We start from the raw sequence: 25,160 nt of genomic DNA, 5'->3' as shown, positions 1-25,160 counted from the left end.
CGGGGCGCCCGCGTCCCTCGCCAGGGTGGCGCATTGGGTAACCTCGTCTCCCCCTCGTTCCCGCTCTACATCTCCCTGCCGATCTGGGGGGCGCTGTTCGTGGTCGCCCTGAGGGAGGCCGTCCGGCTGCGGAACCGGCACGCCGCCTTCCTCCTCCTGGCGTGCTGGCTCCGCTACAGCATCTCGACCCTGCACGAATACACCTTCCTGCCCACGCCGTTGGGCCTGACGCCCATCGCGATGTCGTCATTCCTGATCGTGATCGCCGGCGTCTGGACCGTCGGCGCGTCCGCGCTGCTGGACCGGCGGCTCTGGCCGATCCACCTGATGATCTGGCTGGCCGCCGTCAGCGCCATCCTCAACCAGGGGGCGTTCGGGGGCGTCAACGTTGGCCTGAAATGGCTGTTCGTCACGGTGTTTGCGCTGGCCGCCTACAAGGCGGCGGTGGAACTGGGGGCCGCGCGGCTTTACCGCTCCCTGGCGCTCGTCTTCGCCGGCCCCATCCTGCTGCAGTGGCTCTCGGTCCTGTTCGATCTGAAGGCGCCCAACTACGAAGGCGTGAGCAGCTTCGTGGGCGGATACCAGCACCAGCAGGCGTTCGCGATTCTGATCCTCACCTTTCTTTTCGTCGCGAGCTACGCGAACTGGTCGAGCCTGCGCTTCACCCTTCTGATGTTGCTGGTGATCGCCGCCGGTCTGGGACTTGCGAACTATCGCACCGCGATGCTGGCGGCCGCCGCGCCCTGGAGCGTCTACCTTGTGACTCGCGTGCTGCAGAAGACGCCCGGTCGCCAGCGGCCCGTCGTCCTCTGCGGGCTGGCCGCCTGCCTGATCGCCGTGGCTGTGTTCCTGGCCGTCATGGCCCAGCAGCGCTTCTCGGACATCGGTGTCGCGCTCGCCAAGGGTGCAGCCCTCATCCAGGGGCCCGAGTTCTTCACCTTCAACGAGCAGCGGATGTTCTCGGGGCGCCCGTACCTCTGGAGCCAATACATCGACAGCTACATGCACGGCTCCGACGTGCAGATCCTGTTCGGCTTCGGCCCGGAATCCTGGGCGGAAAGGTTCGAACTCTACGCCCACAACACCTTTGTTTCGACGCTCTATGAACTCGGGCTGTTCGGACTTCTCGGCATCATGACGCTGGTGGCCGCCTTCGCCGCCCAGGCCGCCTCCGCCCGTGGCGAGCAGCGGTGGCTGTTGCTGTCCTTCCATGCCCTGTTCCTGGTGCTGAACATCGGGACCATGCCCTTCTGGACCCTGGAGGGAGACATTCTTTATGCCTTCCTGCTCGCGCAGACCTGGCTCGGCGCGGAGGTAGCGCGTCCGGCCCGGGTCATCCGCGCAGCTCCCCTCGGGGAGCTTCGCCTGAGGTCGCAGCGGCGATCCGTCGGAGCCCTCGGGGCCGGCTCACGCCTTCCCCGCCACACGACCTCGCGGCCGCTCGCATGAGCGCCGCCGGGATCGGAAGACAGACCCTCAAGGGAGCCCTGTGGCTTTCCGGCGCGGGAGTGGCGATCGCGGTCGCGAATTTCGGTATCTTCGCCGTGATCGCCCGTTCGATCGAGCCGGCCGAACTGGGGCTCGTCTCCTTCGAGGCGCTCTGCATGGAACTCGTCCGCATGGCCCTCTTCGCGGCCGTGACGGACGCGGTGATCAGCCGGAGCGACATGGATGAGGCTTACGTCAACACGGCGTTCTGGGTCGCCCTTGCAGCCGGCTTCGCCGCCTTCCTGGCGTGTGCGGCGCTGGCTTCGCCGGTGGTGGAGCGCATCTATGGTCATCAGGCCGGGGTCATCCTGGCGGCTCTCTCGATCATTCTGCTGCTGGAGGCGCCGCGCTGCGTTCAGGAAGGCTTGTTCAAGCGCTCCTTCCGCTACCAGGCGATCGCATGGCGGCTGTCCCTGGCCACCCTCGGCAGCGGGCTGCTCGCCGTGCCCCTCGCCCTGGCGGGCTGGGGGCCTTGGGCCCTGGTGGCCCAGCGGGTCGCCTTCTCCGCCCTGCAGCTGCTGCTCAGCTGGCGAGCGTTGGGCTGGTCGCCCGGAATGCAGTTTTCGCCTGATCACGCCTGGGACCTGGGCCGCTACTGGAGCGGCGCCAGCGCCAGCCGCGTCCTGAGTCAGGTTGGGGAGCGCGCGCCGGAAGCCGTGGTCGGCTTCGTCACGGGCCTCGAGGCGCTCGCCTTCTACAGGGTCGGCTCCCGGGCGCTGGAGGCTGTTTCCCAACTCGTGCTCCAGCCGGCTGCCGGTGTGGCGCTCTCGGCCCTGGCCCGCTTCGAGGCGCGTGAGCGCGAGACCCAGTTCCTGCGGATGCTTCGTCTCGTCCTCGTCGTCGCCGTGCCGGCCTACTACGGGGCAGGCCAGGTCGCGCCTGAATTCGTGCAGCTCCTGTTCGGTCCACGATGGGCGCCGAGCGCCGAGGTCATGACCGTGCTGGCCTTCGCGGCCGCTCCGACCGTTGTCCTGGCTCTGCTCGCGTCGCTCGTGCTCGCTTCGGGCAAGACGCGGCTTTTGTCCAAGATGTCCACGTTCGCGGTGGCCCTGATCTCGCTTGCAGTGCTGGCCGGAGCGTTCTTCGGCCTGACCGCAGCGGTTGTCGCGCAGGTGATGGGCGCCCACGCCGCGCTCTATCTTTCCGTGCGCGTGCTCGCCGCCGGACTCGGGTGCTCCGAGCGAAACATCTGGCGCGTGGTGGGACCTCCCGTCCTGGCGGGCCTGGCCATGGTCCTGGTCCTGACGCCCCTGCGAACGTTCATGGCGGACACGCCAGTGCTGCTGCGCTTCGCGCTGCTCTGCGCGGTCGGAGCGGTGTCCTACGGCGCCTGCCTCGCCCTCGCCACGCGCGACTACGCGGTGGGGGCCTGGAAGGATCTCGACCTGCTGCTGCCGGCGGGGTGGCGATCAGGCCGGTCCTGAGGCGGCCTTGAACTTTCTCTCACTGCTCCGGCAATCGCATCGTGGGACGCCCGTCGAGGAGCCGCGCTCCGTTCACCCGCATGGCGACCTGCGTCCGATTGGAAGCGTGCAGCTTCTTCATGATGTTCCGCAGATGCACCTTCACGGTGCTTTCGGAAACCTGCAGCTCAAAGGCGATCAGCTTGTTCTGGAGGCCTTGCAGCAGCAACTGCACGATTTCGGCTTCGCGTTTGGTGAATCCGTCGTCGACCAGTTCGGCGTCGGCCGTCGAGGCGCCGGCGACGTCCGGAACTTGGTCCCTCGCGGCCGCTTGCCCGGAGGCCGAACCGGCTCGCGGCGGACTGACCGGCCCGAAAGAGCCGCCTGCCAGCACGATCTGCAGCCCCGCCGCCAATATCTCGATGGACCCGTCGGCCAGCATCAAGCCCGCGACGTCGCCGCTCAGCTGCTCGGAAAGGGGCGAGACGGCGTCCTCGAGAAGCACGACCAGGGCGGCCCTGGGATGAGCCCTGGCGAAGGCCTCCAGGCTCTCCTGGAGATCGCGACTGTCGAGGTCGGCGACGTGCTCAGCCGCGACGATCACCACGTCGCATGCATGGGCGCCGGTCATCGGAGCAGCCAGGGAAGCGGCCTCGAGAAATTGAACATGCGGCAGCAAGTCCCTGAGGGCCTCGATCATGGTCTGGCGCGCAAGCTCCCGCGCGTCGACGACCAGGGCCACCGGGGCGGTTCGCGTCGGCCCATGCCGGGACGGCGGCGCGAACCAGTAGGCGCGGGCGCCTTCGGGAGTGTTCGGCTCGGATAGCTTCATGTCGCTCCACCTTGTCCGCCCCCTGTCGCGATGTCGGAAGCCCCTTCGCAGGCCTGTGGCCTTATGGTCTCTGAGGAACGGCGCCGCCCTGTTCGCACCAGTGCGTCAGGACTTTCGCCGGGACGTAACGTCCGCCAGCCAGCAGCACCTGGATGGCGGCGATGAGCAGTTGCACGCCTTCGTCCATCGAGAACACGCCAGCAGCCCCGGATTTCAGGGCCCAAAGCGCGTCCTGCTCGTTGCTGAGGTCCGAGATGATCATCGTCGCCGGCGCCGGGGTCGAGGCCCGCAAGGCGTCCAGCGCGACCCTGATGTCCTCGTGCGCCCTGCCCAGGCCGTTCCGGCTCAACACCACGACGTCCGCCCACTCCCCGAGCTGCTCCAGCTGCAGCGGGTCGAAATCCAGGTCGAAGATCTTGAACTGGGGGCAGCGCTTCTGGATGGCCTGCGCCAGGCATTCACGCTCGAGCCGGAACGAACCGACCAGGAGAAGGCCGATTTCCGCTCGGCTCCTGTCGACGGGATAGCCCTTGTCGGCCGTGGCTTCGGCCTGATGGTGTCCGTTGCCTTCAGCCGGCGATGGCGCTGCGGCGTGTTCGCCGGCGGCCAGGTCATGGTCTGCAATTCGGTCCAGCAGCGGAGTACTCATGTTCGCTGGGGCCCTTGTTGCGATGATTATGCCCCCCCGAACATCCGCGCGACGATGTATGTCCATCGTGGAATCGAGATGGTCCGCTTGGAAAGCCGGTGTGGCACCCGCAGACCACCGGTAGTTTTTTGGCTCATGACTTTGTGGCCAAACGGCTTGATGCGCAATGGACCCGTTGGCGTAGAAGCAAGCCAAACGGCGTACCTCGAAAGGGCATGATGGAGCTTGAGTCGCGGGGGGCGACGGCTCTGGAGACTGGCGCCCGCCCGGAGGGCTATAGGCGCCCCCAAATGAAAAGCCCGGCTTGCGCCGGGCCCCTCGATCAGCGGCAGGTGCGTACGCGGCGTACGCCCCACGGAGTCCGGTGGACCCGGACCACGCAGCGATGAAAGCCAGGGCCAGGTCCCCAGACCCGGCGATTCGGCCTGCAGCCTCCCCAGGGTCCGCGATGGAACCCGGGGCCACACCCTCCGGCGACAAGCGTGACGCCGCTGTCAGGCGCGGGATTCGTCTGGATGGGCATTGCTTGGGCGGCGAAAGGCGCCGCGGCGAACAGCGAAAACGTGGCTGCAAGGATCAGTTTGCGCATCCGATTTCCTCCTGAGCCCCCCGCGCCTCAACCTTGCTGGTCAGCGAGAGTTCCGAAGAGGGACGCGGGCGCGCGCGTTCAGGTGTTCAGCGCAGCCGCCGTCACATGCCCCAGCCAGACGGCCGCCAGGCATGTCACCACCGACACCACGACGTTGGCTCCCGCCTGCGCCAACTCGCCGTCCTGCGCGAGCGTGAGGGTCTGGAGGCTGAAGCTGGAGAAGGTGGTGAACCCGCCGCACAGGCCCACCATGACGAATTGCCGGTATTCGGACGCCACGAGCAACCGTCCATCTGGCCCGGTCAGCGTGTTGGTGAAGCCGATGATGAAGGAGCCGAGGATGTTGACGAACAGGGTTCCGAACGGGAATGACCCGCCGAACGCGTTTGCGATCACGCCAGACGACCAGTAGCGCGCCAGTCCGCCCAAGGCGCTGCCGAGCGTGATCCAGAGATAGGCCTGCATGAGATCCTCGATGGCGAGTGGGCGTGAGGCGGGGAGGGGGAAACAGACTGCGGCGGGAACGCCACGCGCCTGCGATTCTTCCAACTCCCCTAGCCCAGCCAAGGGTTACGCCGCTCTGCGGACGTCGATCAAGGGGACGACGCGACTGACCTCACGACGGGCGACCGGGCGTGTTCAGGCGGGAGTGGATTGCCCAAGACGCTGCTTTCCGTATTGCAGGACCTGCACCTTCTCCAGCGTGACCAGGCCGCTGTCCATCATCCCGTCCAGGATGGGGAGAAAGGCGTTGATTTTCTCCTCGCTGTCGACGATTTCGATCACGAGCGGCAGGTCTTCGGACAATCGCAGGATCTTGGCCGTGTGCAGTCGGCTGGAGTGGCCGAAACCCATGGGGCCGCGCAGCACCGTAGCGCCCCCCAGGTGCATCTCCCGCGCCTTCAGGACGATGGCCTCATAGAGAGGCTGGCTCCCGCAGCGGTCGTTCTCTCCCGTAAAGATCCTCAGCAGGACCGCGTTGCTTGGCATCTGCATGGCCACGCCCTCGGCGATGTCTTCCATCAGAAATGCATCATAGACCCGTTTGCGACGGCGTTCCCGTCGAAGCCTTTGGCTGCTGCAGGGCCAGCAATCCGGCCAGCGCCAAGGTTGTGAAGGCCGCGCCGGAAAGGAATGTGGCCGGCGCGCCATACGCATCCCAGAGCGCCCCGGCGATCAGGCTGGCCGCCAGCATGGCGACGCCTGCAGCCAGGTTGAAGACGCCGAAGGCGGTCCCGCGCAGCCGCGCAGGGGCCGTGTCGGCCACCAGCGTTGCGAGGAGCCCCTGCGTGAAGCCCATGTGCAGCCCCCACAGCGCTACGCCCGCCAGCAGGACGGCGAAGGAGCCGTTGATGGCCAGGAGCAGGTCGGCCCCGATCAGAAAGGCGACGCCCACGACCATGACGCCGCGGCGTCCGAGCCGGTCCGACAGCGCCCCTGCCGGGTAGGAGGACAGGGCGTAGACGATGTTCATCGCCACCATCACGATGGGAACCCAGGCGACGGGGAGGCCCGCGTCGCACGAGCGGAGCACCAAGAACGCCTCGCTGAAGCGCGCAAGCGTGAGCACGGCCGCGACGCCGGTCACGGCCCAGAACGCGCCGCCCAGTTGGGCCGTGTCGAGCAGTCGTATCGGCGCCCTGGCGCCCTCCCGCACGTGGCGGGCGGGCTCCTCCACGCCGAGCAGCAGCAGCCCGAACGCGATGAAGGCGGGGACCACGGCGATCCAGAACACCAGCCGGTAATGATCCCCCGACAGCAGCATGAGCCCGATGGCGGCGAGAGGGCCCAGGAAGGCCCCCACCGTGTCGAGGGACTGCCTTAGGCCGAAGCTTGCTCCGCGGAGGTGGCCGGGCGTGAGATCGGCCACGAGCGCATCCCGCGGGGCGCCCCGGATTCCCTTGCCCACCCGGTCCACGAAGCGCGCCGCCACGAGCCAGCCGACGGTCGGCGCCAGCGGAAAGACCGGTTTCGTGAAGGCCGCCAGCCCATAGCCGATCGCGGCCAGCAGCTTGCGCCGCCCGAGCCAGTCCGAGAGCACGCCCGAGAAAATCTTCGTGATGCTGGCGGTCGCTTCGGCGACGCCCTCGATGAGGCCCACCGTGACTGTCGTGGCCCCCAGCACCGACACGAGGTAGACGGGCAGCAGCGCGTGGATCATCTCCGAGGAGATGTCCATGAACATGCTCACGAACCCCAGCGCCCAGACGCCGCGGGGGATCTGGGCCAGCATGCGGCCGGATCCTGACGAGTTCTCGTTCTGCATGCAGGTCCTCAGGCCGGCGGCCGTCATCCGGTTCCGGCGGGAGGGGAAGGCGTTGCGCTGGGCGTCTCCGCACCATCCCGAGGCGAGGGGCCGGCGCGGTAGTCGTCAGCTGTTCGCGGGGCGGGCCGGGCGCCGGGTGCGTGAGGGTCCAGGCCGTCGCTCACGATGGCCTGCACCCGGCAGTCCTCGCACATCCGCAGGACGTCGAGCCGCGCCTTGTTCGGGCCGCTGAACATCCAGTGGTCGCCGAGCTTGGCGACGACGCGCTCGATCGAACTCCGGGCGCCGAATGGCTTGCCACAGGCGGCGCAGCAGAACGGCTCCTCGTCTTTCAGCAAAACGCGCGGAGCCCCCTGGGCGCCGAAGTTCACGCGCGGCACGAGGGTGATCGCCCGCTCCGGGCATGTCGCCGCGCACAGCCCGCACTGGACGCAGGCGTCCTCGGCGAAGAACAGCGCCGGCCGTTCGGCCGAGTCGCCCAGGGCGGCCGTGGGGCATGCCGAGACGCAAGACAGGCACAGGGTGCAGGCCTCCCGATCCAGCTGGACGGCGCCGAACGGCGCTCCCGCCGGGAGTGGGACGACATCGACCGGGGAGGGGGCCACGGCGCGCAGTTCATAGAGCATGGCCGCAAACAGCCTGCGCTTTTCCGCCGCCGGCTCGAAGGCCGATATGCGCGTCGCACCCGCCTGGGGAGCCGCGTCCAAGGCCTCCCGCAAGGCGTCGGGGTCGTCGGTCGCGATCAGCCCGCACGCCTCCTCGAAGCCCAGGGCCGCGGTCAAGGTTTCTGCAAGTCGTAGGGTCGCGTGCAGGCCGTCCAACGCGTGGGCTGGCCTCTCGCGGGACCAGGCCCGCACTGCGGTCGCGCCCCACAGCAGGGGAGAGCACCAGAACTCCAGGCCGAGGCGGTGAACCGAACTCACAGCAACGGGCAGCACGCGCGCAGGCAGGCCGCGCCCGAAGCGCGCGAGCGCGTCGATGATGTCGGCCCCCTCCTTGTCCGGATGGTAGAGGATGATCGGGTCCCGCCCGCCGGCGCGCCGGAATCCCTCGATGAGCTGGCGGACGCGCCGGAGCGCCTCGTCGGTCGGCGGCGCTGCGTAGGCGACCGCGCCGGTGGGGCAGGCGGCCGCGCAGTCGCCGCAGCCGCCGCATACGTGGGGATCGATCGCGACGTGGTCGCCCGCGGGCCGGATCGCTCCTGTGGGACAAAGGTCGAGGCACCGGGAGCAGCCCGTGATCCTGGACCGCGAGTGGGCGCAAAGGGTTTCTGTCAGCGCGACGTAGCGCGGCTTGAGGAACTCGCCCGTGAGGTTCGCAGCGGCCGAAATCGCTTGGCGCACGAGCGCCGGATCGCCGGGATCGGCGCGAAGGTAGCCGTCGCGAAGGTCCGGCGCCGGGAACAGCGCCTGTCTCCCCGACAGGTCTAGGATGATGTCGCACCGGGATTTCGCGCCGTCCCGTCCCGGCCCGAACGCAAGGGAGGCGCGCGATGACGGCCGCGGCTCGGCGAAGCCGTCGACGACCAGCTCGAAGGCGCCCAGGTGGCCCGATGCATTCCTGACGGTCCCGCGCACGACGGGGACGTCCCAGGCGCGCGGCGGGGTCACGTCCTGCTCGCCGGTGAGCAGCACTGTCACGTCGAGCCGGTCGGACAAGGCCTCGGCCGCCTCGATCGCGCGCTCGTCCCGGCCATAGATCAAGAGAACGCCTTCGCTCGCGAACTCGACGGGATCGAGCACGCCCATCTGCGGCTGCTCTTCAAACGGTCCCGCCGACCCCAACAACGCCGCGGCCTTGGGGCCGGCCATCGCCGCCTGGTCCGACCAGCCGGCCGTCTCGCGGATGTTCGCGAACCGCAGCTCGCCCTCATAGCCCAGCTGGGCCGCGAGATCGCGAAACAGGCCCTCGTACTGGGTGCAGCCGATGGTGACCACCGGCGCGCCGGACGTGAACGCGCCTCGGACGCGATTCTGCTCCGTGGCGCAGAAGCAGTCGCCCGTGATCACCCGGTCCTCGGGTTGGGCCTTCGCAGCCGCGGGCCCGTAGTCCGGCATGGTCTTCTCGCAGGAGCAGACCAGGGTGGTGCGGCGGCCTTCCTGCGACATGATCGGCCTCGCCAAGTCCTTTACGAAAGCGAACCACAATCACAAGATGTGGTCCAGCGGATGTCCAAGCAGGGAATGCATGGAGATCTTGGACTTTCCCCCGGTGTTCCGCCCCGTGGTCCTGCGCGAGGTCCAGGACGCTTTCGCGCGGGCGTGCGGCGCGGCGGCCGAGGTCGGGGCGGGGGCCCTGTTCTGGGTCGGGCGCTTCGATCGCGTCGACCTGGCCGTCGTGCTCGAGCCCGAGGCGCCCCTGCGCCATGCGCGGACCTGCTTCTATGCGGGCATGAACGCGCTGGCGGACGCCATCGCCGCCTATGCGCCACCGGAAGCCCCGGTGTCATTCTCCTGGCCGGATCGCGTCATGCTCGACGGGGCTCTGGTCGGCGGGGGGCGCCTGGGATGCCCACCGTCCAGCGCGGAGGACGTCCCGCCCGACTGGCTGGTGTTCGGCGCGACCCTTCGCCGCGTCAGCATGGGCCCCGAGGAGCCCGGTTGGAGGCCTACGCTCGCCTCCCTTGAGGAAGTCGGAGTCGAGTTGGGCGACCACGGCGCGTTCGTCGCCCGCTTCGCGCGTTTCTTTCTGCTCGCCCTGCACGAATGGACCGAACTCGGACCGGAAGCCGCCCTGCGCCGCTATGTCCCCCGGCTTGGCGGTCAGGCCTCAGCGGCCGCGATCGGCGGGCCGGCTCAAGGCCGCTGGACCGAGGGCCGATTGGCCGATGCGCTCGAAAAGCCGTCATGGCTGGAAGGGGACCTCGCCGGATGGCTCTGACGGAGGGACATGCCCACTGCTCGTGCGCGGGCTCTGACTTCTGGATCTCGAGTGGGCGCCAGCTGCTCGACGTTGACGAGGCCGGCTGGGCGGTGGTGACCGACGAGTTCCTGAAGCTTTATCTCGCCCGGCCCGAACTCGTGCCGCCCGCCGAGGCCTGCCTGGCCGAACGCGCCCTCCATGGATCACTCCTGACCGGCGACCCGAAACGGCCGGTCGCTCCCGAGGAGATCGAGGCCATCCAGGACGCGGACGCCCGCGAGAACTGGTCGATATTGCTGGCGCACCGAAGCCTGCTCCTGACCGCGGGCACGGTGGAGGGGGCCTATTTGGCCGCTGTTCGGCAGAGCCGCCCCGCCGCTTCGCTGTTTCTCGACCAGTGGGCCCAGATCGTCCTGCGCGGCGCGCTAGACAGGGAGCGCTCGCCCCTGGTGCTGCGGGCGGCGGAGATCCTGTTCCGCCCCCAGCGGGTCGCCTTCCATGAGGGAGGCGTGCTGCTGGCCGACGACGAAGTCGTGTCCATCCGGGAAGCCGCCAGGAATGCGTCGCCGCTGGCCCGCATGCTGCTGGACGACCCGGAAGCGGAGCTGGACGTGATCACGGAGGAGGACGAGCGCCCCTACCTCGCGCGCAGCGACGCCTTCGACTTCGCGTTGCGATTTGAGCCCGGCGGCCCGGGCCAGGAAGCGCTGGCGGCCGCCATGACAGGCTGGCTCCGCCATCTGCTGGGCCTTAAGGCGACGATCGCCCCGGTCGAGCGGATCGAGGACCCTGACTGGCGATGGTACGTCGGCCTGAACGCAGCCGGCTCCGCTATCGGGGACGCCGTGTGGCGCGGCGGCGATCCCGACCCGGCGAAGGTGCTGGGCCTCTACCGCCTGGATCTGCACGACAAGGAGCGCGTGGCGCCGCGGATGGCCGGCCGGCCGATCTGGCTCATCCTCGGAATGGATGACACCAGGGTGCTGCGCATGAAGCCCCAGAACCTGGTGGCGGGCCTGCCGCTGGCCGACGCAAGCCCGGAGGACGCCCATGGCCATGGTGGTGCTTGACGTGGCTCTGGCGGTGGAACGCCGCGAATTGAGCGGCCCCTGGGGGGGTGTGGCCTGGAGGCCGGTCGCGGTGCTGCCGGCCGGGGCCGCGGCTGCGCCCTGGACTCCCCTGGCCAGCGGCGAAGCCAGCACGACCTTTTTCGCCGGCGAGATCGGGATCGAGTTGCATTCCGCCGAGACCGGATCCTATCGCGACAACCTCGCGACCGGCGAGCCGCTGCTATGGGCCGTGCTGCGGGACTCCCCGGATCCGCCCGGTGTTCGCGTCATGATGCTGACCGCCGATCCGGCCGGGGGCGAGGCCATGACCGAGGCCGGGAGCAATGTCGTCGAGACCGTCCCGATGCCCGTCTGGTTGGCGGAGCAGGTCCGGGACTTCGTCGCGCAGCACCATGTGGAGCGTCCCTTCATCAAGCGCCAACGCGATCGGGGCGAGCCGGGGCGGGGGAGGGGGGCATGACCGCCGGCGACGAAAGGCCTCCTCGCGGTCCGGAGCCCTTCCTGTCCCGCTGGTCCCGGCGCAAACGGGGCGAGGCGACGGCCAAGGACGATGCGCCGGAGGAGTACGCCTCTCCAAGCCCGGCGCCGCCTTCGGAACCCGATCTTGGGGAGCAGGCGCAAGACGCGCCGCAGCTTCCGCCCATCGAAACCCTGACCGCGGAGAGCGATTTCTCGGCCTTCCTGCATCCGGCGGTCTCGGCGGCCCTGAAGACGGCGGCGCTGCGGCGGCTCTGGAGCCTGGACCCGGTCATCCGCGATTATGTCGGCCCGGCCGAATACGCCTGGGATTTCAACCAGCCTGGCTCGATGCACGGCTTCGGCCCGGCGCAGGCCTCGGAGCGGTTGGCGTCCGCCATCCCGCAGGCGAGCGCGGCGGGGGACAGTGCCCCCAATTGCGCGCCTGCGGGCCTTGGCTCGGACCAGACGTCCGCCATCGGCGGGGGTCAGCCGGCGATCGCGCCCGCTAACTCGGACGAGCCGGCGGAAACCGAAACGAAAACCGGTCCCGCAGCCCCGGTCGAGGAGCAGGAGGCCCAATCGTCGGATCCTGCCCCGCCGCGCCCGCGCCACGGCGGCGCTAAGCCCCGGTTTCCTCCCTGACCATGTTCGCGGCCGCCGAGCTTGCAAGATCGATCTAATGGCGTAGCCTAACAGTTGAGCAGCGGCGTTAAGCCGGAACTCGGGGGCGGGGAGACTGGCATGCGAGAGAACTCGCAGGATGGTCTTGTTGCCTCTACCGACCCAGCCGCCGCCATCGGCGCGGCGCGGGCGGGCGAGTATGCGCTGCTCTCGACCCTGCTCCTGACCCCTCCCGACGCCGACCTGCTCGAGCGCCTCTCCCGCCTGGGCGGCGGCGCCAGCGAACTCGGGCGCGCCCACGAGGCGCTCGCCGCCGCGGCCGCGTCGCGCGCGCCCACGGAGGTCGAGCGCGAGCACTTCGAACTCTTTGTCGGCGTCGGACGAGGCACCCTCGTTCCCTACGCCTCCTATTACCTCACGGGATTTCTCCAGGAACGGCCTCTTGCCCGCCTGAGGCAGGATCTGGCGGCTGCGGGACTGGAGCGCGAGGCCGGGTGCGCCGAACCCGAGGACCACATCGGCGTGCTCTGCGAGGCGATGAGCCGGCTCGTCCGGCGCTCCCCGCTGGGCGACGCCGTCCAGCGCACGATGTTCGAGCGCCACATCGCGACGTGGGCGCCCCAATTCTTCGACGACCTCGGGCGGGCGGAACAGGCGCGGTTCTACCGCAGCGTCGCCGACGTCGGTCGCGTTTTCCTGCAGGTCGAGGCCGCCGCATTTCGGTTCGCGACGCCGGACCCGGCAGTTGGGGAGGTCTGAGCCATGGCGAAAGCGCAACGGGGCATGAGCCGCCGGGGCCTGCTGAAAGGGTTGAGCAGCGGCACGCTCGCTCTGGGCGCGGCCGCCGCAGCGGTGGCGCCCGAGCCGGCCGAGGCCTACGACCCCGGCCCGACGGAGATGCGCGGCCGGTATCGGGAGACCGACCACGTGAAGGCCTACTACCGCGTCAACGGCTACGAAACGCTCAAGAAGTGAGGCCGCCCCGTGTTGACCAGGCGAGTGTCCAGCGTCCGGCGTTCAGCCTCTTCGCCCAGCCAGGAACCCGGCGCGGCCGGACTTGACCGGCGTGGCTTCCTCCAGCGCTCTCTGGTGCTCGGGGGATTGGCCTCCCTCGGCGAGCTGCCGCTCGGAACCATCCGTGAGGCGAAAGCGGGTCCGCCCCCGAGCGCAGGCGCTCCCGTCGAGATCCGCAAGAACATCTGCACGCACTGCTCGGTCGGCTGCACCGTGACCGCGGAGGTCCAGAACGGCGTGTGGATTGGCCAGGAGCCCTCGTGGGACAGCCCCATCAACCGGGGCTCCCATTGCGCCAAGGGCGCCGCGATCCGCGAGATCGTGCACAGCGACCGGCGGCTGAAATACCCGATGAAGCTGACCGGGGGCGAGTGGCGCCGCATCTCCTGGGAGGACGCCATCAACGAGATCGGCGACAAGATCCTCTCCATCCGCCAGCAGGCTGGCGCGGACGCGGTCTATTGGCTGGGCTCGGCCAAGTTCACCAACGAGGCGTCCTACCTGCTGCGCAAGTTCGCGGCCTTCTGGGGCACCAACTCGGTCGACCATCAGGCCCGCATCTGCCACAGCACGACCGTGGCGGGCGTGGCCAACACCTGGGGCTACGGCGCCCAGACCAACTCGTACAACGACATCCGGAACGCCAAGACCATGGTGTTCATCGGCAGCAACGCGGCCGAGGCGCACCCCGTGGCCATGCAGCATCTCCTCGCCTCCAAGGAGATCAATCGCGGCAACATGATCGTCATGGATCCGCGCTTCACCCGGACGGCGGCGCACGCGACGGACTACGTCCGCTTCCGCGCGGGCACGGACATCCCCCTCGTCTGGGGTCTGCTGTGGCACGTCTTCCAGAACGGCTGGGAGGACAAGGAATTCATCCGCACCCGCGTCTACGGCATGGAGGAGGTCCGCAAGGAAGTCGACAAGTGGACGCCGGACGAGGTCGAGCGCGTCACCGGCGTCCCGCCGGAGCAGTTGAAGGAGGTCGCCCGGAAGTTCGCGACGGAAAAGCCCGCGACCATCATCTGGTGCATGGGCGCGACCCAGCACACGGTCGGCACCGCCAACGTTCGGGCCTTCTGCATCGCCTGCCTGGCGACGGGAAACGTCGGCAAGCCCGGGACCGGGGCCAACATCTTCCGCGGCCACACGAACGTCCAGGGCGCCACCGACCTCGGCCTCGATATCACGACCCTGCCGCTCTACTACGGCCTTACGGAAGGCGCCTGGAAGCATTGGGCCCGCGTCTGGGACGTGAGCTACGAGTCGCTCCGCGACCGCTTCGACGAGGTCCCGGCCAAGGCCGGGCGCCCCGCGCGCAGCCGCAAGGAGAACATGGAGACGCCCGGGATCACCTCGACCCGATGGTTCGACGCGGTCATCCAGCCCGAGCAGGACGTCGACCAGCGCAGCAACCTGCGGGCGATGATCGTGATGGGCCATGGCGGCAACACTGTCACCCGCATGCCCGAGATGCTGAAGGGGCTCGAGAAGCTCGACCTCATGGTGGTCATGGACCCCCATCCGACCACTTTCGCGGCCATAGGGAACCGGAAGGAGAACACCTACCTCCTGCCGATCGCGACTTCCCTGGAGACGGACGGCTCCCGCACGGCCTCCAACAGGTCGCTGCAGTGGGGCCAGCAGATCGTCAAGCCGGCCTTCGAGTCCAAGGACGACTACGAGGTGATGTACCTGCTGGCGAAGAAGCTCGGCTTCGCGGACGAGATGTTCAAGCACATCAAGGTCGAGAACAACCGCCCATCGCCGGAGGATCTGCTGCGCGAGATCAATCGGGGCGGATGGTCGACCGGCTATTGCGGCCAGTCCCCTGAGCGCCTCCAGGCCCACATGCGCAACCAGTCGAAATTCGACCTGGTGACGCTGCGCGCGCCCAAGGACGCCCCTGAGGTCGGCGGCGACTACTACGGCCTGCCCTGGCCCTGTTGGGGCAAGCCCGAGATCAGGCACCCGGGAACCGCCATCCTCTACAACACCAGCCTCCATGTGAAGGACGGAGGAAGCACGTTCCGGGCCCGCTTCGGGACGGAGCGCAACGGACAGACCTTGCTGGCCGAGGACTCCTTCTCGCTCGGCTCGGAGCTGACGGACGGCTATCCCGAGGTCACGATGGCGGTCCTGAAGAAGCTCGGCTGGGACCGCGACCTCACGGCCGACGAACTCGCCGTGATCCAGCGGGTGGGCGGCGACAATGTCGACACGGTCAGCTGGGCCACGGACCTCTCTGGGGGAATCCAGCGGGTCTGCCTGGACCACGGCGTCATGCACTACGGCAACGGCAAGGCGCGCGCGATCGCGTGGAACCTGCCCGACCCGGTGCCCGTCCACCGCGAGCCGATCTACTCGCCCCGGCCGGAACTGGTCTCCAAGTACCCGACCCGTCCGGACGAGCGGCAGTTCCGGATGGTGAACGCCGGCTTCACGGTCCAGAAGTCCGCCGTCGACCGGGGCGTGGCCAAGGACTTCCCGCTGATCCTCACCTCGGGCCGCATCGTGGAATACGAAGGCGGCGGAGAGGAAACCCGGTCCAATCCGTGGCTGGCCGAACTCCAGCAGGACATGTTCGTCGAGATCAACACCCGCGACGCCGCCGATCGCGGCGTCAAGGACGGCCAGTGGGTCTGGGTGTTCGGAGCCGAGAACGCCTCCAAGACGCGCGTGAAGGCCCTCGTCACCGACCGCGTGGGTCGGGGCGTCGCCTGGATGCCGTTCCATTTCTCCGGCTGGTGGGAGGGCGAGGACCTGCGCTCGCGCTACCCCTCGGGGACCGATCCGGTGGTGCTCGGCGAAAGCGTCAACACGCTCACGACCTACGGCTTCGACCCTGTGACGGGCATGCAGGAGACCAAGGTGACGCTCTGCCAGATCCGGCCGGCCTGAGGGAGAAACGCATGGCCCGTATGAAATTTCTCTGCGACGCAGACCGGTGCATCGAATGCAACGCCTGCGTTACGGCCTGCAAGAACGAACACGAGGTCCCGTGGGGCATCAACCGGCGCCGCGTCGTGACCATCAACGACGGCCGGCCGGGCGAGCGCTCGATCTCCATGGCCTGCATGCACTGCACGGACGCGCCGTGTCAGGCCGTATGCCCGGTGGACTGCTTCTACACCACGCCGGACCACGTGGTGCTTCACTCGAAGGACCTGTGCATCGGCTGCGGATACTGCTTTTACGCATGCCCCTTCGGCGCGCCCCAGTATCCGCGGGTCGGCAATTTCGGGTCTCGGGGCAAGATGGACAAGTGCACCTTCTGCTCGGGCGGCCCCGAGCCGGACGGAAGCGAGGCCGAGTACGTGAAATACGGCGCGAACCGTCTGGCGGAAGGCAAGCTGCCGCTCTGCGCCGAGATGTGCTCCACCAAGTCCCTGCTGGCCGGTGACGGCGACATCATCGCCGCCATCTACAAGGCCCGCGTCGAGAAGCGCGGCTACGGGTCGGGCGCCTGGGGCTGGAGCACGGCCTACCACGAGACGATCGAGGTCTGACCGCACGAAAGGTGATCCGATGCGTTGCGTCTGCAGGTTGCTTCCGGCCCTCGCCGTCCTGGCGATGCTCGCTGTCGCGCTCGTCCCGGCCGCACGCGCCGCCGATCCCATGACGGGCGCGAACCCGACGGCGCAGTCGGTGAACGAGCGCGACCTGCTGAACGCTCTCGGCAAGCTCCAGGGCCGCATCACGATCCCGGACGGCAAGGCGGCGACGCTGGAGCAGCCGCAAGGACGCGAATATCGCAGCTTCCATGAAAGGGTGCTGCCATGGCTGGCCGGGATCATCATCCTGGCCGTGCTCGCGGGTCTCGCCGCGTTCTACCTGATCAAGGGACGCATCCCCGCGCCACCACGCGACCCCGGCGGCCGCACGGTCCTGCGCTTCTCGGCCGTGGAGCGGCTAGGCCACTGGCTCACGGCGACCGCTTTCGTGGTGCTCGCCATCACCGGCCTGAACTACTTCTTCGGCAAGCGGCTGCTCATGCCCCTGATTGGGGCCGACGCCTTCGCGACTTGGTCCCACTGGGCGAAATACGCCCACAACTTCGTCGCCTGGGCGTTCATGCTCGGGCTGCTGGTGATGATCGTGGCCTGGGTCCGCGACAACATCCCCGACCGGGTCGACATCGCCTGGCTGCGCGCCGGCGGCGGCTTCCTGGACGGATCGCATCCCCCGGCGGAGCGCTTCAACGCCGGCCAGAAGCTGATGTTCTGGGGAATCGTGATCTTCGGCCTGGCGATTTCCGTGTCAGGCGTGCTGATGCTGTTTCCCTTCGCCCTGCTGGACATCAACGGCATGCAGTTCGCCCAGTACGTGCACGCGACCGCGGCCGTGCTTCTGATCGCCGTCATCCTCGGCCACATCTACATCGGCACGCTCGGCATGGAAGGCGCGTTCCAGGCCATGGAGAGCGGCTCCGTCGACCTGAATTGGGCCAGGACGCACCACAGCGTCTGGGCGGAGAAGGTGCTGGCGGAGGAGCGCGCCCCTCGCGCCGGCCGGCCCGGCACGCCGGCCCCCGCCGAGTAGCGAAGGATCGCATGATGGCCCTGTCTCGTGTTTTCGTCGTCGCCCTGCCTGCGCTGGTGCTCGCCGGAGCCGCAGCCGCCCAGAGCCCGCCGCCTGCGGGACCCGCCCCGGGCGGCGGACCCGCGAACCTTTGCGGCGAGCTCGTCGCCTTCATGACCTCCGAGCAGAACAAGCAGCCGGCGGCCGCAAAGGCGCCTCCGCAGGGAGGCTCCGCGAGCCAGGCGACCGGGCAGTCCAACGTCGCCGTGGAAGCGCCGAAATCGAAGGAGCCCGGCCAGGAAGCCTCGGGCCAGAACGCCCCACAGGCCTCCGGCATGAGCGCCCCCATCTCGGCGCCCTCCGGACAAGCCCCGGCCAAGGAGGAGAAGGCCTCTCTCGATGACGTGAAGGCGCTGGCCCAGAACAATGATCTCGGCGGATGCCGAAGCGTCGCACAGCGCATGCGGCGTGCGGGCGTCGTCATGCCTGCGCCGCTCCTGGCCCTCGCCGCGCTCAAGCTACCTGACCAGCAGCCCAGCCAGCAGCCTGGCGGCCAGCCGGCGCCGAGCAGTCCCTAGCCTTGCGTGAAAGGAGACGCTCATGCGCACGATCGTTGGGGGCATCGTTCTGGCGGCCCTGATCGGCGTGGCGGCCGGGCTGGTGCTGACCAACATGCAGACGCCGGCATGGCGGGCCTTCAGCACCTCTGGCGCGCGGGTGGGCGACCCGGGTGAGAACCTGATCGGGCCGCCCTGGGGCCGCGAGCGGTCAGCGAAATCCTGACGAAAGAAGGCCGCCCCGAGGGGCGGCCTTCTCGGCTGCGAGCTTCTCTCCGCCTTACTCGATCACATCGACGATGCGACGGCTGGACGGGTCGACCAGGACCACCTCGTCACCCTGGCGGAAGTAGCGGTAGGTGCGCACCTCGGGCACTTCCGAGATCACCGTCTCCGGCACGATCTCCAGCTCGATGTCCTCCGGGACCACCGCGCCCTCCTCGATGGTGACCTCCTTGCGGATGGTCTGGCGCGGCTTCAACTCGCGCTTGATCAGTCCGACCTTGTCCTGCCGGATATTGATCGAGGCGCCCTTGCCTCCGGACTTGTGGATCACCTCCACGATCTTCTTCGTGCGCGGCTCAACGATGACCACCTCGTCGCGGACCACGAAGTAGTCATAGCCGCGATACTGCGGAACGATGCTGACGATCGTCTCCGGCACCGGATAGAGGTGGACCTCGTCCGTGACGGTCGTGCCCACCGACACGTTGAAGCTGACGCGCTCGGCCGGCTTGGCGTGCTCAAAAAAGGTGGAGGTCACCTTGGTGCGCTGCTCGCCAGAGAGCTTGGCGGCGGCGTTGATCGACCCCGTGGAGAGGTTGCCCGCCTTGCCCGAAGCCTCGCTGGAGCGCGACTGAATCGTGGCGCCCGGCCGCTCCTGCGACGCGGAAGACTGCGAGCGCGAACCCTGCTGCTCCGTCGCCGCCGTGCCGGACTTCGACGACGGCTCGGCCGCAGCCGTGCCCGACTTCGACGGGGCCTGCTGGGTCTCGGCTCGAGCTGGGCGCTGCGCCTCGCCCTTGCCGCCCTGCGCGCTTTCGGCGGTGGCCTTGCCGTGCGGCTGTTCGCCCTGGGCGGTCCCGCGGGGCGCCTCGGCGCCCGACTTGGCGGACGGGCTCTCGGCCGAACGGGCGCCCTTGCCGTGGGTGGAGGTCGACTCGTCCGCGGCGGCCTTGCCGGAGGCGTCCGCCCCAGAGCGCGCCGGAGCGACCTCGCTGCTGCGGGCGGCCCCCGACGAGGACTCGGTGGCGCGCTGGGCTTCGCCCTTGCCGCCCATGTCGGAGCCGGAGCGGGCCCCTGCGGAACCGCCGGAAGAGGAGCCGCCCGAAGCGCCGGGCTGGAGGGGCGAGCCAGCGCCGCCCGTCTGGGCCTGGCTGGCGCCTGCCGCCAGGGCCAGCGCGACCGCGGCGGCGGATGTCAGTAGCAGCTTACGCATGTTCTCTCCCATTGTTCGAAGTGACCAAACAACAGGAACGAGAGGTTGGCGTTCCCCAATTCAGGCGCGTGAGCGCAAGTAAACCTTCATAGCGGCTCGGATGGTTAATGCTTCTTCAGAATACCGATTTTGCCGCTCGGCTCCAGGGTGACCAATTGGGTCTGGTCGATGCGCTCGACCCCGGACTGCCGCAAGGCCTCCTCGAGGTCCGCCTTCGAGACGGCGTGCCTTTTCGCCCTGTCTGGGTGAAGCCGTCCGTTTTCCGCAAGGGTTTCCGGCCGGCCTTCGACGACGTGCGACACGGAAGCGAACCTCGCCGACGCGTGGGCGAGAAGCCAGTGCAGCAGCATGAGCACGGTCGTGGCCGCCAGGGTCCCGAACAGCGGCGCGCCGCCGGTGAACGCCCTGCTCAGATTGGAGCCGGCGATGATTGAGACGACGATGTCCAGCGCCGCCCATTTCCCGAATACGCGCCGGCCCATGACCCGCACGAGCGCCAGCCCGTAGGCGAAGATGAGGGCGGCTCGCGCGCATTCCTGCAGGATCGAGATGTCGTCCTTGGATCCGAAGATGGCGATGAGCAAGTTCATGAAGCCATGAACCGGGTGGGCGCCGCCCCGTTCCCGGCTCGCGTCGCAGACCCTGTGACGCCTCTCGACCGCCGCTACAGATCGTGCCAGTTTCGCCCCTCCCGGGCGATGAGGCCGAAGGCCTGGGGTGGGCCGTTGGCGCCGGCGGGGTAGCGGTGGGCCAGGCGGTAGTGGGCCTGCCAGCCGGCCGCGATGGGGTCCACGAAAGACCAGGCGGCCTCCACCTCGTCCCGGCGCATGAACAGGGTCTGGTCGCCGCGCAGCACGTCGGTGATCAGGCGTTCGTAGGCGTCGGGCGCCGGCTCGTGGAAGGCTTCGCCGAAGCGCAGGTCGAGCGCGGTCCGCCGCAGACGCAGCCGGCCGCTGCCCGGGATCTTCGACATGGTGAAGAGCTGCATGCCCTCGTCCGGCTGCAGCCGGATGATCAGCCTGTTGGGCTCGATGCGGCCGTCGGGGCCCAGTCCGTCGAAGATGGAGTGCGGCACCGGCTTGAAGGTGACGACGATCTCGGAGTAGCGACCCGCCATGCGCTTGCCGGTGCGAAGGAAGATTGGCACGCCCGCCCAGCGCCAAGTCCGCAGCTCGGTCCGGATGGCCACGAAGGTTTCCGTCTCGCTGGCGCGGCCGAACTCGCTCTGGTAGCCCAGAACGGGCGCGCCGCGGATGAGCCCCGCCTCGTACTGGCCACGCACCGTCCGGGCCAGGACGTCGGCCCCCTCGATGGGCTGGAGCGCCTTCAGGATGCGCAGCTTCTCGTCCCGCACCGCGTCGGCGCTCAGGCTGTTCGGCGGCTCCATGGCGACGAGGCACAGCAGCTGCAGCACATGGTTCTGCACCATGTCGCGCAGCGCGCCAGACGAGTCGTAGTAGCCCGCCCGCTCCTCCAGCCCCACCTCCTCGGCGCAGGTGATCTGGATGTGGTCGACGTCCCGGTTGGACCAGAGCCGCTCGAAGATGGTGTTCGCCTGCCGCAGGACGAGCAGGTTCTGCACCGTCTCCTTGCCGAGGTAGTGGTCGATCCGGTACGTCGCGCGCTCGTCGAACACGGACGCCACCTCGTCCATGATCGCGCGCGCCGAAGCGAGGTTGGAGCCGATCGGCTTCTCGACCACGATCCGCGACAGCGGCGTCACGAGGCCCTGCTCGCCCAGCGCCCGGCACAGGGGCGCGTAGTAGCGGGGCGGGATCGAGAGGTAGAAGGCCCTGACCCGGCTCGGATCCGTGAGGTCTTGCGCCAGCGCCCCCACGGTTTCGGGACTCTCGAAATCCGCGCAGCGGTACAGGATGCGGCCGAGAAAGCGCCGGAGCGCCTCCTCCCCGCCGCCGAGCTTGGCGGCGAGTTCCTGCCGGAACTCGTCGTCCGACATGGGCCGGCGCCCAACGGCGAGGATGCGGCTGCCCTCGGGCAGCACGCCCTCCATGTCGCGCCGGTAGAGCGCGGGAAAGAGCTTGCGGCAGGCCAGGTCCCCCGCCGCCCCGAAGAGGACGAGGTCGAACGCCGGCACCGGGTTGCGGACGAGGTCCGGATGCCCCGCCCTGCTCATGGGCGGACGACCGCGATGCCGGAGGCCACGAAATCGAGGCCGACCGGGTCGCCCTTCGCCCGCATGCCGGCGATGTCGCCACACACCACGAACAGCCCGCCGATGTCGGTTTCGATCTCGTACTCGATGCAGCTGCCCATGTAGGTGGCGTGCGACACCACCCCTTGCAGGCACCCGGAGTCCTTCGGCAGGACCCTGACCGCCTCGGGCCTGATCGCGACATCCACCTGGCCCTGCTCCAAGCCGTCCGGCACGGCCGTCAGCACCTGCGAGGAGCCGAGCGTCAGGCGACCCCGGCCCCCGGCCACGTCGGCCAGATCAGCCTTGACGTTGTTGCACTCGCCCATGAACGAGGCCACGAAGGTGTTCGCCGGCTGCTGGTACAGCTCCCGCGGCGAGCCGATCTGCGCGATCTCGGAATTGCGCATCACCACGATCTTGTCGGCGACGGCCAAGGCCTCCGACTGGTCGTGGGTGACGTAGACCACCGTCACCCCGAGGCGCTGCTGGAGATCCCGGATCTCCTCGCGCATGCGCCGGCGCAGGCGCGCGTCGAGGTTGGAGAGCGGCTCGTCGAAAAGCAGCACGGAGGGCTCGAGCACCAGCGCGCGCGCCACCGCGACGCGCTGCTGCTGGCCGCCGGAGAGCTCGGACGGGAGGCGCCCGCCCAGGCCCGGGAGGCCGACCTGATCCAGCGCAAGGTCCGCCTTCGCCAGGGCGGCGTCCTTGGCCATGCCGCCGGAGATGAGCCCGAAGGCGACGTTCTGGGCGATCGTCATATGCGGAAACAGCGCATAGGACTGGAACACCATGGATACGTCGCGCTCGCCGGGCGGCAGATGCGTCACGTCGCGGCCGCCGATCAGCAGCCGGCCGTCGGTGGGCTGCTCCAGCCCTGCGATCATGCGCAGGAGCGTGGTCTTTCCGCAGCCGGACGGTCCCAGCAGGGTGACCAGCGAACCCGCCTCGATCACGAGATCGAGCGGCTTCACGGCCGTGACCTTGCCGTAGCGCTTGCCGACGCCTTCGAGCCTGACTTCGGCGGCCGGCTTCCGGGCCGCGATCGGCTCGGCGCCGAGTTGGAGAGTGCTGTTGGTCATGTTGGTCGTTCCCGGAATTCAGGCGTGTGCGGGCGCCGGCGCCTTGGCCCCGGCCGTGCGTCGCCCGAGGTTGCGCCGGCCGACCAGGAGCTGGATCGTGCCCAGCGCGACCATCATCATGACGATGAGGACCGAGCAGTAGGCGATGGCCACCCCGTAGTCGCCGTTGATCACGCGGTTGATGATGAAGACCGTCGCCATCTCGTGTTCGGCCGAGGTCAGGAAGATCACGGCGCTGACCGTCGTGATGGAGCGCACGAAGGAATAGATCAGCGCGGTCACCATTGCGGGCCGCAGAAGCGGCAGCAGGACATTCGTCATGGTGCGGGCCGCGGAGGCGCGCAGCACCATGGCGGCTTCGTCCAGGCTCTTGTCGATTTGGCTCATGGCCGCCATTCCGGCCCGCACGCCCACGGGCATGTTCCGGAAGGTGAAGCACAGCACCAGGATGACGGCCGTTCCGGTCAGCTCGAGCGGCGGCACGTTGAAGGCGAGGATGTAGGACACGCCGAGCACAGTGCCTGGCACCGCGAAAGACAGCATCAGCGCGAATTCAAGCGCGGTGCGGCCCGCGAAGCGCTGGCGGGTCAGCAGCCAGGCGGTGAGGATGCCGATGGCTGCCGTGACAGGCGCGCTGATCGCCGCGAGCTGGATGGTGGTGAAGAACGAGTTCCACGCCGACCCGGACCACAGCACCCCGCTGGGACCCCACTCGAGCGAGAACGCGCGGGAGTAATGGCTGAGCGTGGGCGACCAGTCCCGGCCCCACACCTTCACGAAACCGCCGACGAGAGCCATGCCGTAGACCCCGACGGTCAGCACGGTCCAGGGCAGGGTGACGCCATACACGAATCGGCGGACGCGGTCGGGCAAGGGCTGCCCGAGGCCCGCGTCGCCCTTGCCGGACATGGACACGTAGGAATAGCGGCCCAGAATCTTGCGCTGCAGGTAGAAGGCGCCGAAGGCCAGCAGCAGCAGCAGCAGCGCGAGCGCGGCGGCCTGCGAGAAGTTGGCCTGTGCGCCCACGACGGCGAAGTAGACCTCGGTGGAGAGCAGGCCTAAGGAGCCACCCAGCAGGATCGGGTTTCCGAAGTCCGCGATGGATTCCACGAAGACCACGAGGAAGGCGTTGGCCACGCCAGGGCGCATCAGCGGCAGGCTGACCCGCCAGAATGTCGTCCATCGATCGGCGCGAAGCGTGCCGGCGGCCTCCTCAAGGGTCGGCGACACGCCTTCCACCACGCCGATCAGGACAAGGAAGGCCGTTGGGGTGAAACAGAACACCTGGGCCAGCCAGACCCCCTGGAAGCCGTAGATCCAGCGGCCCAGGTCAAGGCCGAAGAGCTGCTCGATTCCCTGGTTCACGATGCCGGACCGGCCGAAGATCAGGATCAGGCCGAGGCCGATCACGAAGGACGGCGTGATGATCGGCAGGATCGTCAACGCCCGCATCAGCTTCTTCGCCGGGAAACTCGTGCGCGTCACAAGCAATGCGAAGCAGAGGCCAAGCATGGTGGCGGCGAGCGCGGTGGACAGGGCCAGGGCGACTGTGTTCCAGGCCACCCCGCAGCTCTTGCCGCTGTAAAGACAGGCGAGACCCCAGATCTTGGGCTCCAGCAGGCGGTTCGCGAGAGCCTCGATCGCGTTCTGTCCCGGCGTCGGAGAGAGCGCCATGACGAGCATCCTGCCCACCGGCCAGGCCGTGAAGGATACGATCAGGAGCGCGATCAGGCCCACCGCGAAGGCCGTGAAGGGGTCGCTGCGAAAGCCGCCCTGGCCGGCCAATCCGGTTGTGAAGAGCGTGAGGAAGCCGATGGTGGTCACCGCCATGCCGGCGCCGACCCCGAACTGCTTCTGCCCGAGCGGCCCGAACGCGTCCGACAGGGCGGCGTAGGACCACCCGCCCGGGCCGATGGCGGCGCCTTGGGCCAGGATGAGGAAGAACCCCAGGGCTCCGATGGCGGTCATGGCGCGGGCGGCGGAAGCCTGCGAGAGTTTCCGCCCGCTGAAGAGCACATGGACCGCGAGGCCCAGGAAGGCCGCCGCGATGATCGGGATGAACCACCACCGGCCAAAGATCGCCGCTTGGAAAAGGGCCGGCGCCGCGTTCGGCGAAGTCATCGACGCTCGAACCCAAGCGCCGGCCAACACTCC

Annotated in this window: 25 protein-coding genes; 13 read left to right on the top strand and 12 right to left on the bottom strand. The window is 68.8% G+C overall.

Going from position 1 to position 25,160, the window contains the following annotated elements; translation table 11 throughout:
* Nucleotides 1–33: 33 nt before the first annotated feature.
* Nucleotides 34–1,449 (top strand): O-antigen ligase family protein, encoded by a 1,416-nt coding sequence (locus SLNSH_RS14855; protein ID WP_106337792.1) that lies wholly within the window; start codon nucleotides 34–36, stop codon nucleotides 1,447–1,449.
* Nucleotides 1,446–2,912, top strand: coding sequence for an oligosaccharide flippase family protein (locus SLNSH_RS14850; RefSeq protein ID WP_106337791.1), 1,467 nt, complete (start codon nucleotides 1,446–1,448; stop codon nucleotides 2,910–2,912). The genes SLNSH_RS14855 and SLNSH_RS14850 overlap by 4 nt, the downstream gene beginning before the upstream one ends.
* Nucleotides 2,913–2,931: 19 nt before the next feature.
* On the opposite strand, the gene SLNSH_RS14845 is transcribed toward SLNSH_RS14850, so the two are convergent.
* The 7 genes from SLNSH_RS14845 to SLNSH_RS14815 all read right to left on the bottom strand — a co-directional run bounded on the left by SLNSH_RS14845 (nucleotide 2,932) and on the right by SLNSH_RS14815 (nucleotide 9,335).
* Nucleotides 2,932–3,723, bottom strand: coding sequence for a helix-turn-helix transcriptional regulator (locus tag SLNSH_RS14845; RefSeq protein WP_106337790.1), 792 nt, complete (start codon nucleotides 3,721–3,723; stop codon nucleotides 2,932–2,934).
* A gap of 61 nt (nucleotides 3,724–3,784) precedes the next feature.
* Entirely contained in the window at nucleotides 3,785–4,372 is a 588-nt protein-coding gene (locus SLNSH_RS14840; RefSeq protein ID WP_106337789.1) for a response regulator transcription factor, read from the bottom strand.
* Nucleotides 4,373–4,694: 322 nt separating this feature from the next.
* A complete protein-coding gene (locus SLNSH_RS25715) occupies nucleotides 4,695–4,961 on the bottom strand; it encodes a GCG_CRPN prefix-to-repeats domain-containing protein (protein WP_106337788.1) in 267 nt (88 codons plus the stop codon).
* A 78-nt stretch (nucleotides 4,962–5,039) separates the two neighbouring features.
* Nucleotides 5,040–5,426, bottom strand: coding sequence for a fluoride efflux transporter CrcB (gene crcB, locus SLNSH_RS14830; RefSeq protein ID WP_106337787.1), 387 nt, complete (start codon nucleotides 5,424–5,426; stop codon nucleotides 5,040–5,042).
* Nucleotides 5,427–5,600: 174 nt separating this feature from the next.
* Nucleotides 5,601–5,957 (bottom strand): DUF190 domain-containing protein, encoded by a 357-nt coding sequence (locus SLNSH_RS14825; RefSeq protein WP_106337821.1) that lies wholly within the window; start codon nucleotides 5,955–5,957, stop codon nucleotides 5,601–5,603.
* A 37-nt stretch (nucleotides 5,958–5,994) separates the two neighbouring features.
* Nucleotides 5,995–7,227, bottom strand: a complete 1,233-nt coding sequence (locus SLNSH_RS14820; RefSeq protein ID WP_106337820.1) for an MFS transporter — start codon at nucleotides 7,225–7,227, stop codon at nucleotides 5,995–5,997.
* Between the two features lie 23 nt (nucleotides 7,228–7,250).
* Nucleotides 7,251–9,335: a 4Fe-4S binding protein gene (locus SLNSH_RS14815; RefSeq protein ID WP_106337786.1), complete on the bottom strand. Its 2,085-nt coding sequence runs from the start codon at nucleotides 9,333–9,335 to the stop codon at nucleotides 7,251–7,253.
* A gap of 79 nt (nucleotides 9,336–9,414) precedes the next feature.
* On the opposite strand from SLNSH_RS14815, the gene SLNSH_RS14810 reads away from it, so the two are divergent.
* From SLNSH_RS14810 to SLNSH_RS14760, 11 genes are all read left to right on the top strand, one after another.
* On the top strand, nucleotides 9,415–10,107 hold the full coding sequence (locus SLNSH_RS14810; protein ID WP_158266766.1) for a biotin/lipoate--protein ligase family protein: 693 nt from the start codon (nucleotides 9,415–9,417) through the stop codon (nucleotides 10,105–10,107).
* On the top strand, nucleotides 10,098–11,159 hold the full coding sequence (locus SLNSH_RS14805) for a DUF6352 family protein (protein WP_106337785.1): 1,062 nt from the start codon (nucleotides 10,098–10,100) through the stop codon (nucleotides 11,157–11,159). The genes SLNSH_RS14810 and SLNSH_RS14805 overlap by 10 nt, the downstream gene beginning before the upstream one ends.
* Complete coding sequence (locus tag SLNSH_RS14800) at nucleotides 11,140–11,619, top strand: DUF3305 domain-containing protein (RefSeq protein WP_106337784.1); 480 nt, start codon at nucleotides 11,140–11,142, stop codon at nucleotides 11,617–11,619. The genes SLNSH_RS14805 and SLNSH_RS14800 overlap by 20 nt, the downstream gene beginning before the upstream one ends.
* Nucleotides 11,616–12,260, top strand: a complete 645-nt coding sequence (locus SLNSH_RS14795) for a DUF3306 domain-containing protein (protein WP_106337783.1) — start codon at nucleotides 11,616–11,618, stop codon at nucleotides 12,258–12,260. The genes SLNSH_RS14800 and SLNSH_RS14795 overlap by 4 nt, the downstream gene beginning before the upstream one ends.
* 99 nt (nucleotides 12,261–12,359) lie before the next feature.
* Nucleotides 12,360–12,998 (top strand): TorD/DmsD family molecular chaperone, encoded by a 639-nt coding sequence (locus tag SLNSH_RS14790; protein ID WP_106337782.1) that lies wholly within the window; start codon nucleotides 12,360–12,362, stop codon nucleotides 12,996–12,998.
* Nucleotides 12,999–13,001: 3 nt separating this feature from the next.
* The gene (locus tag SLNSH_RS14785; RefSeq protein WP_106337781.1) at nucleotides 13,002–13,214 is read left to right on the top strand and encodes a twin-arginine translocation signal domain-containing protein; all 213 of its coding nucleotides are present in this window, start codon (nucleotides 13,002–13,004) and stop codon (nucleotides 13,212–13,214) included.
* Nucleotides 13,215–13,238: 24 nt separating this feature from the next.
* Nucleotides 13,239–16,157 carry a formate dehydrogenase subunit alpha gene (locus SLNSH_RS14780; protein ID WP_245422359.1) on the top strand — a complete coding sequence of 973 codons (2,919 nt, stop codon included), beginning with the start codon at nucleotides 13,239–13,241 and terminating at the stop codon, nucleotides 16,155–16,157.
* 11 nt (nucleotides 16,158–16,168) lie between these two features.
* The gene (gene fdh3B / locus SLNSH_RS14775) at nucleotides 16,169–16,765 is read left to right on the top strand and encodes a formate dehydrogenase FDH3 subunit beta (protein WP_106337779.1); all 597 of its coding nucleotides are present in this window, start codon (nucleotides 16,169–16,171) and stop codon (nucleotides 16,763–16,765) included.
* A 19-nt stretch (nucleotides 16,766–16,784) separates the two neighbouring features.
* Entirely contained in the window at nucleotides 16,785–17,798 is a 1,014-nt protein-coding gene (locus SLNSH_RS14770) for a formate dehydrogenase subunit gamma (protein WP_106337778.1), read from the top strand.
* Nucleotides 17,799–17,812: 14 nt separating this feature from the next.
* Nucleotides 17,813–18,355: a hypothetical protein gene (locus SLNSH_RS14765; protein WP_196240265.1), complete on the top strand. Its 543-nt coding sequence runs from the start codon at nucleotides 17,813–17,815 to the stop codon at nucleotides 18,353–18,355.
* A 22-nt stretch (nucleotides 18,356–18,377) separates the two neighbouring features.
* Nucleotides 18,378–18,560 (top strand): hypothetical protein, encoded by a 183-nt coding sequence (locus SLNSH_RS14760; RefSeq protein ID WP_106337777.1) that lies wholly within the window; start codon nucleotides 18,378–18,380, stop codon nucleotides 18,558–18,560.
* A 54-nt stretch (nucleotides 18,561–18,614) separates the two neighbouring features.
* Here SLNSH_RS14760 and SLNSH_RS14755 read toward each other — a convergent pair whose 3' ends face one another.
* The 5 genes from SLNSH_RS14755 to SLNSH_RS14735 all read right to left on the bottom strand — a co-directional run bounded on the left by SLNSH_RS14755 (nucleotide 18,615) and on the right by SLNSH_RS14735 (nucleotide 25,127).
* On the bottom strand, nucleotides 18,615–19,772 hold the full coding sequence (locus tag SLNSH_RS14755) for a DUF1236 domain-containing protein (protein ID WP_106337776.1): 1,158 nt from the start codon (nucleotides 19,770–19,772) through the stop codon (nucleotides 18,615–18,617).
* Nucleotides 19,773–19,876: 104 nt separating this feature from the next.
* Complete coding sequence (locus tag SLNSH_RS14750) at nucleotides 19,877–20,362, bottom strand: DUF421 domain-containing protein (RefSeq protein WP_106337775.1); 486 nt, start codon at nucleotides 20,360–20,362, stop codon at nucleotides 19,877–19,879.
* A 74-nt stretch (nucleotides 20,363–20,436) separates the two neighbouring features.
* Complete coding sequence (gene zwf / locus SLNSH_RS14745) at nucleotides 20,437–21,906, bottom strand: glucose-6-phosphate dehydrogenase (protein WP_106337774.1); 1,470 nt, start codon at nucleotides 21,904–21,906, stop codon at nucleotides 20,437–20,439.
* Nucleotides 21,903–22,970 (bottom strand): ABC transporter ATP-binding protein, encoded by a 1,068-nt coding sequence (locus tag SLNSH_RS14740; protein WP_425353002.1) that lies wholly within the window; start codon nucleotides 22,968–22,970, stop codon nucleotides 21,903–21,905. The genes zwf and SLNSH_RS14740 overlap by 4 nt, the downstream gene beginning before the upstream one ends.
* A gap of 54 nt (nucleotides 22,971–23,024) precedes the next feature.
* The gene (locus tag SLNSH_RS14735; RefSeq protein ID WP_245422357.1) at nucleotides 23,025–25,127 is read right to left on the bottom strand and encodes an ABC transporter permease; all 2,103 of its coding nucleotides are present in this window, start codon (nucleotides 25,125–25,127) and stop codon (nucleotides 23,025–23,027) included.
* Between the last annotated feature and the right edge of the window lie 33 nt (nucleotides 25,128–25,160).

Source organism: Alsobacter soli (assembly GCF_003004785.1).
Classification (GTDB): Bacteria; Pseudomonadota; Alphaproteobacteria; order Rhizobiales; family Beijerinckiaceae; genus Alsobacter; species Alsobacter soli.
Note: the sequence above shows the minus strand (reverse complement) of the source record. Positions and strands in the feature narration are given on the sequence as shown.